The organism is Streptomyces sp. NPDC048664, assembly GCF_040650555.1.
In the GTDB taxonomy this organism is placed as follows: Bacteria; Actinomycetota; Actinomycetes; order Streptomycetales; family Streptomycetaceae; genus Streptomyces.
This window is the reverse complement of record NZ_JBEZHK010000013.1, coordinates 1-12,090: the sequence shown is the minus strand read 5'-3', so window position 1 is coordinate 12,090 and position 12,090 is coordinate 1. Positions and strand designations below refer to the sequence as shown.

14 protein-coding genes are annotated in these 12,090 nt (G+C 69.9%); 5 read left to right on the top strand and 9 right to left on the bottom strand.

Features of this window, described 5'->3' with window-relative positions; all coding sequences use genetic code 11:
• Positions 1-93 precede the first annotated feature (93 nt).
• Positions 94-519, bottom strand: coding sequence for a hypothetical protein (locus AB0C59_RS16340; RefSeq protein WP_205383792.1), 426 nt, complete (start codon positions 517-519; stop codon positions 94-96).
• A gap of 236 nt (positions 520-755) precedes the next feature.
• On the opposite strand from AB0C59_RS16340, the gene AB0C59_RS16335 reads away from it, so the two are divergent.
• Positions 756-2,150 (top strand): hypothetical protein, encoded by a 1,395-nt coding sequence (locus AB0C59_RS16335; protein WP_363004938.1) that lies wholly within the window; start codon positions 756-758, stop codon positions 2,148-2,150.
• A gap of 120 nt (positions 2,151-2,270) precedes the next feature.
• Positions 2,271-3,071 carry a GNAT family N-acetyltransferase gene (locus AB0C59_RS16330; protein WP_363004936.1) on the top strand — a complete coding sequence of 267 codons (801 nt, stop codon included), beginning with the start codon at positions 2,271-2,273 and terminating at the stop codon, positions 3,069-3,071.
• Positions 3,072-3,109: 38 nt separating this feature from the next.
• On the opposite strand, the gene AB0C59_RS16325 is transcribed toward AB0C59_RS16330, so the two are convergent.
• Positions 3,110-4,459, bottom strand: a complete 1,350-nt coding sequence (locus tag AB0C59_RS16325; protein WP_363004934.1) for an XRE family transcriptional regulator — start codon at positions 4,457-4,459, stop codon at positions 3,110-3,112.
• Between the two features lie 169 nt (positions 4,460-4,628).
• On the opposite strand from AB0C59_RS16325, the gene AB0C59_RS16320 reads away from it, so the two are divergent.
• Positions 4,629-5,174 (top strand): hypothetical protein, encoded by a 546-nt coding sequence (locus AB0C59_RS16320; RefSeq protein ID WP_331724674.1) that lies wholly within the window; start codon positions 4,629-4,631, stop codon positions 5,172-5,174.
• Between the two features lie 84 nt (positions 5,175-5,258).
• Positions 5,259-6,098, top strand: a complete 840-nt coding sequence (locus AB0C59_RS16315) for a hypothetical protein (protein ID WP_205383789.1) — start codon at positions 5,259-5,261, stop codon at positions 6,096-6,098.
• Positions 6,099-6,305: 207 nt separating this feature from the next.
• Here the strand turns inward: AB0C59_RS16315 and AB0C59_RS16310 are convergent, their stop codons facing one another.
• The 6 genes from AB0C59_RS16310 to AB0C59_RS16285 all read right to left on the bottom strand — a co-directional run bounded on the left by AB0C59_RS16310 (position 6,306) and on the right by AB0C59_RS16285 (position 9,726).
• Positions 6,306-6,740: a hypothetical protein gene (locus AB0C59_RS16310; RefSeq protein ID WP_205383788.1), complete on the bottom strand. Its 435-nt coding sequence runs from the start codon at positions 6,738-6,740 to the stop codon at positions 6,306-6,308.
• 62 nt (positions 6,741-6,802) lie between these two features.
• A complete protein-coding gene (locus AB0C59_RS16305) occupies positions 6,803-7,912 on the bottom strand; it encodes a DUF4262 domain-containing protein (protein ID WP_363004931.1) in 1,110 nt (369 codons plus the stop codon).
• Positions 7,913-8,072: 160 nt separating this feature from the next.
• The gene (locus tag AB0C59_RS16300) at positions 8,073-8,546 is read right to left on the bottom strand and encodes a hypothetical protein (RefSeq protein WP_363004929.1); all 474 of its coding nucleotides are present in this window, start codon (positions 8,544-8,546) and stop codon (positions 8,073-8,075) included.
• 441 nt (positions 8,547-8,987) lie between these two features.
• Complete coding sequence (locus tag AB0C59_RS16295; RefSeq protein WP_205383783.1) at positions 8,988-9,200, bottom strand: hypothetical protein; 213 nt, start codon at positions 9,198-9,200, stop codon at positions 8,988-8,990.
• Positions 9,200-9,367: a hypothetical protein gene (locus tag AB0C59_RS16290; RefSeq protein ID WP_200402129.1), complete on the bottom strand. Its 168-nt coding sequence runs from the start codon at positions 9,365-9,367 to the stop codon at positions 9,200-9,202. The genes AB0C59_RS16295 and AB0C59_RS16290 overlap by 1 nt, the downstream gene beginning before the upstream one ends.
• Before the next feature lie 140 nt (positions 9,368-9,507).
• Complete coding sequence (locus AB0C59_RS16285; protein WP_363004927.1) at positions 9,508-9,726, bottom strand: hypothetical protein; 219 nt, start codon at positions 9,724-9,726, stop codon at positions 9,508-9,510.
• A gap of 749 nt (positions 9,727-10,475) precedes the next feature.
• On the opposite strand from AB0C59_RS16285, the gene AB0C59_RS16280 reads away from it, so the two are divergent.
• On the top strand, positions 10,476-11,438 hold the full coding sequence (locus AB0C59_RS16280; RefSeq protein ID WP_363004925.1) for a transcriptional regulator: 963 nt from the start codon (positions 10,476-10,478) through the stop codon (positions 11,436-11,438).
• A gap of 79 nt (positions 11,439-11,517) precedes the next feature.
• Here AB0C59_RS16280 and AB0C59_RS16275 read toward each other — a convergent pair whose 3' ends face one another.
• Positions 11,518-11,793 (bottom strand): hypothetical protein, encoded by a 276-nt coding sequence (locus AB0C59_RS16275; RefSeq protein WP_331724678.1) that lies wholly within the window; start codon positions 11,791-11,793, stop codon positions 11,518-11,520.
• Between the last annotated feature and the right edge of the window lie 297 nt (positions 11,794-12,090).

Below are 12,090 nucleotides of genomic sequence, written 5' to 3'. Positions count from 1 at the left end.
TCGCCGCCTCTACCTGGTGACTCTCAGCCCGCAGTGGGCCCCGTCCGCCGTAACGGTTGGCTCTGAGCGGCCCGAGGTACCGGGTGGCCGTGGCTATTGCCGCTCGGCACGCTTCTTGTCCGCGACCTCCTGGCGGGTGGCGAGCAGACGGCGGGCGCTCTCGACCGCGGCGTCGGCGTCAAGGTGGCGGACCAGCCGCCACTGGTAGGCGTCGTATCCCTCCGTTCCCTCCCAAGGCCAGACAATGAACACCAGCCGGTTCCAGGACGTCTTACGCGCCTGGAGGGTGTCGGGCTCCTCATCCTCGAAGCACTCGTTTAGCGCGTCGAGGTGCACGCCGACGGCTTCCTTCAAGGCGCGGGCCGCGCGTTCCTCGGGGCTGCCCGCAGGATGCTTCGCACGGAGTTCCTTCACGCGCTCGTCCAGGAAGGCACCGATGGCCTTGGCGTGCTCCGGCTTGAGCTCGTCGGCGTTGAACGGGGCGGGGCGGGGCTCGTCATGGGCGAAGTACTCGAGCACGGGCTGGCTTTCCTTCCTGTCGTGACACGCTGCGACGAGTCGTCGTGTCCTGTCCGTCGCGTTGGATGAGAGAGGAAGGTATCCGACGCGGTCACCTCTGTAAGCGGTTCCCGGACGACTGGCTGTGAGGTTGGCTGGAAACGGCTGCACGAAGAGGGTTGCCGCACATGTATAAGGGAGACAACATCAGTGATGCACAAGAAGTGCAGCACTTGAAGTGAAACGAGGAATCAGCCTTGAATCACGTTCTTCCGCTCGCCAACGGCCTGCGCACCGATCATCCGGTGCCGGGCCTGCCCTTCATCGACGACTCCCACCTCCCGCTCGACGAGGGGCCGGAGGCCATCGAGGCCATCGGCCGCAACCGGGGCCCGGGCATGTGGGGCCGCTTCGACATGGACCGCTCCGACAAGAGCTGGCGGGCCTTCACCACTGACCCGCTCAACCACGCGCTCGGCTGGGCGGTGCGCTACCACCCCGACCACGGCCGGACCGTGCTGCTCGTGCGGGACGGCGAGACCTCCGGCCTGCACACCGAGTGGGACGGCGAGGTGCTGCTGTTCCGCGCCGGCGGCTACTGGTGGAACGGTGATACGTGGTACCGGCCCGGCCAGGTCTGGGACCCCGTCGCCCAGGATTACGAGAAGCGCAAGGCCCGCATGGCCGTCACCGTCACCGCCTCCGACATGCTCGACGGCCGCGCCGACCCGGCCAAGGCCTACGTCAGCAAGGTAGCCACCTTCGACCCGGACGCCCCGCGGCCGGACAACTGGCTCGACCACCTGGCGCTATGGGCAAAGCACCACCAGGAGCAGGACGGTGCCCTGCCGCTGGAGCGGTGCGTGGTCGACGTCTCCAGCCCCGAGCTGACGGGGGCGCAGCTCATCGGCGCACCGGAGATGGCGGAGCTGGGCGGCATCACCGCCTCGACGCTGCGGGCCTACATCTCACGCGGCAACAGCGAGGTCCCGCGCCCGCAGGCCGTCGTCGGCGGTCGCGACCAGTGGGCCCGCGCGGTGGCCGATGACTGGGTGGAGGCCCGCAAGCGCTCCTACACGGGCGTCGGAGAGGCCATGTCCGCCGGCGACCGTGACGCCCTCTCGCCCGGGGCGGCCGAGGTGCGCGACCGGTTCGCCGCCGACTTCCAGCACGCCCTGTACGACCGGCCCGACGTGCGCAAGCGGTGGGTGCTGCGCCACCGCAACAAGGAGTCCGTCACCCAGATCGCGGGCGAGCTCGCCTGGTCGGTGGCCGCCGGCCTCGACCAGATCGTCCCCACTGAACACCTCGGGCGCACCGTGCGGGCAGCGGTGCTGCACGACTTCGCCGAAACCGTCGAGATGTTCGCCGACGACGAGGACGCCACGGATGGTGAGGCGTCCCCGGAGTGGTGGCACCTCAACCTGACGCCCTCGGTGGGCAAGATGCTCGACTGGTACATCCGGTGCTTCCCCGGCGAGGCGTACGCCACCATCGGGGAGATCCAGCGCCAGGCCCACAAGACGTGGAAGATGCCGGCGGCGGACACCCTGAGCGCCCTGAGGTCGGCGCTCTCGCTCGACGGCGAGCTGACCGAGCAGCAGCGTGAGACGTACTTCGCCCTGCTCGAACCGCGCGAGGATACCGACTGACCCGTTTTCGCCGCCAGACACAGGGGCCGGAGCCAATGTCAGTGGCTCCGGCCCCCTGCCGCGTGACTGTAGCGGGCGAATCCCGCACGGCGATGCTCGGCTCAAGGAAGGGTGAGCGCCATGGATTCTGTCGACACCGCCCTGGACCGTGTCTGGCCCGCCCAGTTGCGCACCGACCGTCTCCTCCTGCGGCCGGTCACCCGGGAAGACGGCCCCCTGGTAAGCGAGTTGTTGACCGACGACCGGGTGCGCGCGCATCTCGGCGGTCCGGTCACGGAGGATCGCGTCGCCGCCCGGCAGGCCGCCTACCCAACGACGGCCGGCGCCTTCACCGTCGTCCGCGTCGCCGACCAGCGGCCGATCGGCCTGGTGACCATCGTCGCCGACCACAGGTGCGAGGGCCGCGCCGAAATCTCCTACCAGCTGCTCCCCGCCGCCTGGGGCGAAGGCCTGGGCAGGGAGGCCGTCGCGGCAGCCGTCAGCTGGTGGACGGACGCCGTCCCCGGCGGTGGCCCGCTGGTCGCGGTCACCCAGAAGGCCAACAGCGGCTCGTGCCGCATGCTCGAGGCGATCGGCATGACCGTCGTCGACGAGCTCGACGAGCACGGTGCGCGCCAGTGCCTCTACACCCCTGCGGGCGACCAGGACGACAGCGACCTGCGCTGGTTGCGCCTGCTCGCCGAGCGCCGGGACGCCGTCGAGCGTCGCCGAGGCGCCCAGGCACGCGCGACCGCGGCCGGCCAGAGCCTTTCCGACGACCTCGCGGCGCTCACCCCCGAGGAACTGGCCCGGCTGTGCCCCGCCCGCCACGGGGCCTACGGCCGGATCTGTGCCCGCATGGCCGATCACACGCCGGACCTTCACCTTGGCCGGGCACAGGACGGCGCGTGGATCGCCTGGCTGACGACGGCTGACGCCTGACCGCCCGACCCGGCGCGGCCGGGGTAGCGCGTCGGCGATCAGAACTCGTCAGGGCGCATGGGGACGAGCTCGGCGACCTCGAACTGGGTCGTCTCGGGGTGCAGTTCGAGGAACCGGTCGATGACCTGGGCGTGCGCCTGGCCGGTGAACAGGTCCAGTGCCACGCGGTCGAGGGGACCGTCGTCCAGCTGCAGGTACGTCATGGCCAGATGGGCGCCGTGGTGCAGAGCGTCCTTCTCGGTGGGGTAGGTCCAGGTGCTCAGCTCGCGTTCCGGCTCGCTGCGGTGCAGCAGAACCCACGGGCCGCCGGCCGTCCCCTTGGGCGCGTCGACCAGGGCCCGGCAGGTGCGGCACCACGACGCGTTCGCGGCAAGCCGCTCCGCCGAACCGGCACCCCACACCGGCTCCGGGACGACGACGCGCGCGACATCCGGCCGTACGGGCAGGACCTGCGGCTCCTGGGTGAGCAGTTCGGGGACCCGGTAGGCGGTGCGGGCGCGGCTCTTCCTGCCGGCCGGAGGCTGCCACAGTGCCCGCGGCCACGGCTCTTCGAGAGTCACCGAGGGGCTGCGGCTGAGGGGATGGCCGAGGTCGACCCGGTCCCCGTAGGACGGGGCCGGCTCCTCCCCCGGCGGAAGCGGCAGCAGCCACCCGGCCACGTCCTTCACCCACGACTGCCCGCACCCGCACCAGTGCACGGCGGCAGCCTGCTCGGCGGGGCTGTCGTACCAGTCCGGCTCCTCCCGGCCCAGCCCGAGGCGCGCCAGGGCGGTCGGCTTCTCGCACGGGCAGGACGCGAACCGGTACAACTGCACATCGGGCTGCTCGTCGCGCGCCGCGTGCAGCCACGCCGGATGGACACCCAGCGCCCCGGCCAGTGCCGCCCGCTCTCCATCCCCGGGTCGGGAGCGGCCCGCCGCCCAGTGTCCGATCTGGTGCGCGCCGACGCCGACCTCGCCGCCCAGGCCGACCGCGGTCTTCGCGGACGCCTCCTGCCATAGCCGCAGGCGCCGCGCGAGGGGGGACAGCTCCAGCAGCGCCCATACCGGGTGGTCACCCTGGGGCTCGACGTGGTCCGGATCGTCCTCCCACACCTCATGGAGCATGTTGTAGGAAAAGGCGTGCTCGGCCAGCGTCTCGGTCACCCACCGGCGCACCGCGGCGTCGTCCGTCCACTGCTCATCGGTGGCCTCCCGAGCCGCGGCGTCCGCGTTCTCCGCCAACACCAGCTCTTCGTGCAGCGGGAAGATCAACTCCTCGACAACCAGCAGCGCCCGGGAGGCGACGACACGGCGGGCCGGCTCCGGCGCCGCGCCGCTCAGCACGCCCGACAGCACGTCGACGGCCCGCACCACCAGCCGGTCCTCCTGCTTCCCCCACCTGCTCACTTCGATCCCCTCCCACGACCGCCGCAGCCCTGCGCGTGCCACATCATCCCGGCCACGACACGCACGCGGGCGACAACGCCCGAAGTTCACCCACACCAGAAGCCAGCCAGCAGCGCCCGGCATCAAACCCAGCACAACCGCCAACTACGCGGCCGCATACGCTGGGCCGATGCCCGTCGTACCCCCGCTCTTCAGCGATGCCGAGTCCGACCACCCCGCCATCGCCGAATGGTGCTCCACCATCCTGGCCGGCGACACCGCCCGCCTGCTCCTCCTGGGACCGCACTGGTCCGGCAAGTCCCACACCGCCTACGCCGGGCTGCGTCGCCTCCTCGCCGCCGGCTACCGCGAGGAGAACATCACCGTCCACCAGGCTTATGAGCTCAAGCGCAGCTACGAGCCCAGCATGATCGAGAACACCACCGCCGTCACGGTCATCGACGACCTGACACTCTCCGTCGACCTGGTGCGCGAGGCGAAGGTGCCGCTGAAGCCGGACCCCGCCGACGTCCAGGCCATGATGGCCCTGGAGGCGGGAGCACTCGCGGATGCCGTCGCCCGTCTGAGCGTGCTGCCGGGGCGTTCCTGGCTCCTGATCGCCTCGAACCTCGACTGCCTCGTCGAGGCGGTCGGCCAAGAGACCGCCGACCGCCTCGTCGCCGTCGCCGAGCAGGCCGAACTCGTCCCCCGCCCCCGGCCGACCCTGCGCTGGTAGCAGCCGGACAATCAGCACGCCCGCCGCACCTCAATCAGCTGGACTACGCTGCGAGTTGTCGTCAGGGCGAAGGAAGGGCGGGCTGTGGCCAAGCGGACGAACGGCTCCGAGAAGAACCGCAAGGAGCCGCTGTCCGGCGTCGCACGCCGGCTGTGGGCGTTCTCCGGCAACGAATGCGCCTGGGGCGACCCGCACTGCTCAACCCGGCTGGTCACGGAGGAGGGCGCCTGGGTCGGCAAGATCGCCCACATCATCGGCGCCGAGCCCGGTAGCGCCCGTCACGAGGCGTGGGACGGCCAGGACGTCGACCAGCTGCGGGACTTCGACAATCTGATGCTGCTGTGCGGGGTGCACCACGACCTGATCGACAGCAGCGTCACCCGGCACGACTACACCGTCGAGTACCTGCGGGCAGTCAAACAGAAGCACGAGGCCACGTACCGCTACACGGTCGACGACATCGAGGCCGAGTTCCGCGACACGGTCAACGGCTCCCTGGTCCGCCCCGCCACCACCATGACGCGCTTCTTCGCCTGGGAGGACGCCAACCAGGACCCGTCGGACGAACAGGACTTCCTTCAGCTGGTCAACCGCTTCGCGGGGCGGGTCGGCGGCCTCACGCGGATGGCCCGACAGGTGCTCGCCCTCGTGGTGCACGAGGAGACCACGGACTTCGAACTGGTGCTGAGGCGCTTCTCGGCGGACCGTACGACGCTGCTCAGCGTCGTACGCGAACTCCAGAAGGCGGAGATGGTCTACCTCCACGCCGAGGAGTACGACGAGGACCGCGGACAACTGTCCCTGCTCAGTGGCGCTCTGGAGGGAGTCCCCGAAATGTGGGACGAGCTTCGGGGCTTCTGCCGCGACGAGAAGGTGGACCTCAAGGAGATCCTGGTGGATCTCGACTTCTCCCGCTTGGACTGAGCCGTCGGCGGGCGTACGACCTACGCCCGGGGAGTGGCGGCCCCGGCCGTACTGCGTCCCGTCACGGGGACCGGGGCCTGTCCCGCACACTCCATTCCGGCACGGGCCACGGCGAGCCTAACGAATGACCCAAGAGCCCCTGACCGATTTCCACCGGCCCGGGACGAAGCACGAGGACAAGCACGGCGAGGGGACTGCCACAAGGCATCACGCCGTCGGCTTCCGCACAGGACAGGTACCGCGAGCGGCGACACCGACGGCATCGTCGCCACTGTCCTGAACGCGCGGCGTGTCGGCCTCGGCGGGCCTGGCGGTGACACCGTAGAAGCCGCCGAAGGCCTCGACGCCGCTCTTCCCTTCCAGTTGGGCGAGCAGCGCCGCCGCTGCCACGCCGCGCGCCAGTTCGCTCGCGGTCCGGGCCACACGGTTCTGCGCGCGTCCCGACCGAGGACGACCATCGCTGAACTGGATCGCGTCACCGTTCTCGCCCAGGCTGCCACCAGCGCGCTCGGCCTCGCCACGTAGCCAGGCCTTGGCCTGCTCGCGCGAATGGCCCCATTGCCTGAGCTTGTACGCGATGTCAGCACCGCACAGCGGAACTGCGAAATCCAGGAAGAGCCGCAGCTCATCAATGGCATTCAATGGTTCAGGCTGGCGCACAGAAGAATCTCCGAGACATAAAGAGTCGGAAACCCGAAATTGGGCTAAAGAAGCGGCTGGGTTCCAGGAGAAAGCGAGCAGGAAGCGTCCGTCGGAAAGATGCCGGCGCTATCGGGCCACACGGCCTGCCAATACGGCACGGCAATCTCCTGGCCGTACACCGCCCGCAGCATCGAGAAGGGCTCCAGGGACGTCACGGGGCGCATGAGCAGCTGGAATCCGTTCGCAAGAACCCCGTCCAGCGCCTCACCGTCAACTGGACCAGACGATCCGGCGAACCGCTCGATGAGGGAGTGAAGCAGGCCCTGCATCACCCGGACGTCCAGGCCGGCCATCACGAACTCGCACCCCAGAGATTCGTGCAGACCGATGGTGTAGCAATAGGAAGCAGAACTCTCATCACCAAGAACTGGCTGGATAGCGAACCCGTGCTCCGCGATTACGCCCCGCAGCCGAGCAACGTACGCCGTCATGAAGTCGGGCGGACACACCGGGCAATCCGCATCTCCGCAAGAATCGTGAGGGCGGCCCTTCGGCAAGACACTGGCCGCGGCATCGGGTGCGAAATCGAGATCGCGGACGACCAGCTGGGACGGGTCATCGTCCGGACCAAGTGACTCCAGAGCCGGGAGATCGATCAGGCCCCACCCGCCTTGCGACAGGTCACCCCCCAGGCACGACCACCCGTAAGCCCGGCCGCTCGCGTCGTCGACCTCCACGACGTACCACTCACCCTCGGCGGAGTAGTACCGGAGGCCGACCACCCTGTGCTCATGCGGCTCCAGGACCGTTGCCCACAGAGCCGGGATCTCGGCCAGCACCTCCGGAGCCGGGTAGAAGCCGTGGCCGCGCTCCTCGCGCCACAGCTCGGGCGGCCGCGTCCCGACCGGAGCGCCCCCCTGCGCAGAGCCCTCGGCGTCGGGCTGGGCGCGGAAGACGGCCTGCTCCACATCCGGGTGAAAGATCGACACCTCCTCGCCGTCCCAGCGCACGGTGTACGCCTCCAGGTCACCGGGCAAAGCGAGCAGTTCGGGGACGGCCTCCATCGCCCTGAGGAAGAGGGCGATGAACAGTTCTTCCCGGCTTCCGGCGTCGGTAGAGACGGTGGTTCGCTCCCAGGGGTGCCCGAGGACGCGCATGCGGATGTCCGCCATGATCAGTTCTCCAGTGAATCGTGGGTGGGGAGCCGACGAGGGCCTGGCTGAGGGCGTGCGTCGCCTCTGAGGCGATCGCGGAGTAGCGACGCTGCGCCTCAGCGCGCATCGCGGGCCAGCCGGCCCCGACGGAGTGAGAGGAGGGAGGAGCCTGCCCGGATCAGGAGGCTGACGACTGCTGGGCCCGATACTTGCCCACCACGGCGAGCACGGCGGTGCCGAGCAGGTCGGCACCCTCACCCGCCATCCAGTCGCCGAGTGTCGCTTCCGGGCTGCTGCTGAGCCGCTGGATGAGTTCGTGCACGCCGACATGCGGAACGCCCTCGGTATCGCAACCAGCCTCGAAGTGCCCGAAGTCGGGGGCGTACGCGTGGTAGTGCCCGTCGGCGCTCCAGTGAGGGTCCTGCCACAGCTCGAACACGGCGTTCGGAGCGTCCTCCTCCAGCCGCGCGGCTACTTCCTCGCAGAGGCCCAATGCGGCGTCCCGGGCGCGGTAGACCTGTCCCAGCGTGAGGGTCTCGGAGGGACCACGCTCATACTCGCCGCGAAGCCTGTGCTCCCGCATGAGGTCGAGAAGCGCGACGACCTCGCCAGCGGGAATCGAATGGATGCGGAGCTGCAGATCAGCAGACACGATTCTTCCTACGATCGAGCGCCACGGCGGGCGCGCATGAAGAGGGACAGCACCGCGGGCGTTGTCGGCAGCGGTGAAGTAGAGGGGCTTCGGTCGCTCGGCCGGCGCCCTCGAACCGGCGGAAGGAGTGGGGCCGTAGGCGTTTGGCTGTGTACGGCTCTTCGGCCGTCCGGAGTTACGCCAAGGCCTGGTTGAGGGCAGCCGTCAGAACCGCGATGCCTCACGCCGCCAGCTGCGCGTCTCGGCGCGGCGAACCAGACGGCGGAACCAGGGCCCCTTTTCGCCCTCATCGCTGTACCGGCCCGGCAGGATCTTGCTCCCCACGGAGCCGGTCCGAGCGTTCTTGACCTTGCGACGCCTCGCGGGACGCTTACTCGCCCCGGTTCCCGGGACGGGGGCGCTCATGTTGAGATCAACTCCGCATCTGTTTGCCCCGATGCCTTACGCGGCGTCGTTCTCGGCGCAGTCGGGGCAGTCGTCGGGGCAGCGGTCGTGGGTGCCGTAGGTGTGAACCTCACAGCGCACACAGGGGTCAACGGAGGCGACGTAGTCGCCGTCTTCGGTACGGGTTTCTCCGACCCAGTCGTCAGCCGGGATCCCAGTCGGTTCGTTGCAGTGGCCGCAGTTGACCTCGCCGGGACGGTAGATGGCCATCAGAGCTCACGCTCGGGCAGACCGCCGTGGAGCCTCCACAGGAACTCCGACATGTCGACGCCGATCTCGTGCTCGGCGTCGTTACTGTCGCCATCGACGGCCTCGTTCCAACGGGCGAGAAGTTCTTCGACCTCGGCCAGGTCGGAGGGGCTGAGTTTGGTGCTCAAGGCGCGGTCCTCCTGCTTGCGCGCCCCGACAAGCGGGGTCGGATGGGGTTGGGGCATGGGCCCCGGAGGGCTGGAGAGTCAGCCAGGCGGTAGGTGTGATCAGCAGTCGAAGGCCGACGTGAGGCTGTTTAGCTCACGCTTCAGCCCTCAGCGACCACCACCTGTACGCCCGAAGTCCGGCACTTCTGGCCGCGCACGAGGTGGCGATCCAGCCGGCCATCGATCAGATCGACAACCGCACCGCACCCGGCGGCCGGGCAGCGGACGGCCATCACCCGGCCCTCATCGTCGAGGAGGGGCATTTCAGATGCGATGGCCATCGCCGTCTGCTCGCCCTTCAGACGTACGGAGAAGGTCACCGCGCCGCCGGCCTCTACGTCACTGATGCACGACTGGCACAGGGGCCGCCTACGCGCTCTGGCTGTGGCTTCTGGCGACGCGGCCACGCTGCGACCGTCGGGAGAGATACCAGGCGGCAGGCCCGTCTCGGGGTCGATCAAGAGGCTCGGGGCGGTGTGTCGCTCCAGTTCGTGAAACAACGTCGGGCGGCCGCAACAAGGGCACATCATCAGATAGAACAACGCGAGCTCTCACGATCGTCGGAGTGGTGTGGGTAGGCACGGACGGCCCCATGGGAAGGGCCGTTCTGGCGCGGGGCCGTTCCAGGGACATCCAGTTGGTGACCTCGGCCGGGTCTTCTTCCCCGACGAGGCCGCGGGCGGCGGTCCGCTGGTCGGGTGGCTTCTCGGCCGAAGGTCTTCGCTCCCCGGCCCCGCAAGAGCAACAATACATATTGGAAGCGCAATATGCAACAACAAAAAGAGTCCGTCTGCCTCAATGCCCGGACCAGGTGCCGGAAGGCGCGAGAGGGCCAACCCGATCGCCGCCGTCCCTAGACCGTGCCATGCCCTCAGGGCCTCGCCTACGCACAGCCGCCTACCCGCCCTTCGCCCACGGCCCCGGCGCGCCAGGGACGCAAGAGGCGCACGGAGCCGACAGACGTGCGCCCTGCCCGAGGCACGGCCAGACCCGTACCGTCGCAACATCGGGCCGAATACGCCGGGGGGACGCTCGGGACACAGCGGCCGGGGAGGACGGTGGCGTGGTCATGGAGCGCAGGAGGGTACTGGAGACCGGGCTCTGCGCGGCGGTGCTGTGGACGGGCGGCACGACAGCGGTGCTGGCCGGCGAACACGGCCAGCACCTGGACGAGGGGGATCTGCCGGCTGCGCGCAGGCTGTTCGCCGCCGGCAGCTACGACCGGCTCCACCAGATGCTCCCAGGGATGATCGCCCGCGCGAGCGAGAGCGAGCGAACGGACCCAGTCGGCGCCAGCCGCGCGGCGGGGGTATGGGTACTCGTCTCTCAACTAGCAGCAAAGGAAGCTGAGATGGGCACTGCGGCCGCCTTCGCGGTCAGGGCAGGGACGGCGGCCCGCCGCTCGGGCCGACCGGAACTCCTCGCGGCCGCCGCGCGCGCGGCCGCGACACCGCTGCGTCGTACGGGCCGCGCGGACACGGCCCTGCAACTGCTCGCAGAAGCGCACGATGAGCTGGGCACCGCTCCCCGGCCGTCCGCGGCCGTCCTGGACGCGTCCGGCATGGTGGCCCTGACCGCGGCCTACACCGCCGCCCAGGCCCGAATGCCCGCCGTCGCCGAGCAGTTTGCGTCCCTGGCCGAACAGACCGCGGCCCGCCTCCTCCGCGACCGCGGACGGGTACCGGCTGGCGCAGAGCTGTCGCCAGCGCAGTGCGTGCTGTACCGGGTCGGCATCCACCAGAAGCTCGGCGACGTCGACCGAGCCCTGGCGTACGCCGCGGGCCTGGAGCCGACCGCGCTGACCACACCGGAGCGCCGAGCCCGCGCGGCGACCGACACCGCCCGCGCCCTGCTGACCGCCGGAGACGTGGCGACCGCGTTCGTCCAGCTACAACTCGTGGAACGAGCCGCGCCGCAGGAGGCCCGCCGCCCCTCAGTCCGCGCGCTGACGGCCGAGGTCGCCGCGCGTCGGCCGGACCTACCCGGCGTCACAGCCTTCGCCCGCCGCACCACCCTGCGCGCCGCGACATGACCACCCCGCCGGCCGATTCCCCACCGCGCCCTCGCATTGGGACTTGATCAAGGTCGAGCAGACCTCGCGGGGGGCGTCGTCAGCCCAGGTAGTAGGTGTGTGTCGGGCGAAAGGTCGGGTAGAGCAATTCGAATGCACCCGGGCCCCGCGGGTCGTCGAAGGCGAGCAGCGCCGGGGCGTCCAAGGTGCAGCAGCCACACTTTGGATCCATCCACGTGATGGTGATGTGGGGAAACTCGGCCGCCATTTCGCGGATGGCATCCTCCCACGCCGTCTTGTCCTCATCACGCCAGTCGTGCTGGGTTCCGTCCATGTAGACCTGGTCCAGGCGCTCGGCCCACTCGTCGAATTTCATGCCTGCGGCCTTTCTGCGCTCGTGGTTGGTGGCCCGGCCCCGGGTCCCGCGTGGAGGGGGTTGGTGGGGCCGGGGGGCCGGGCCAAGGGTGGACGTGGGCGGGTCCTGGGCGTTGGGACTGATCCTGCCCTGGTCTGGGTGTTCCGCTTCCGTCGGCGCGGGCCGCGAAGGCCCGTGCGGTGCGGGTGGGTCCGGGCTCCGGCGTGGGGGCCCTGGGCCGGGCCTTGGTGGGGGGTGTGGGGGTCCGGCGGCCCCGTGTTGGGGGTTGGGGCCGCCGGGTGGTGGGGGGGGGTTCAG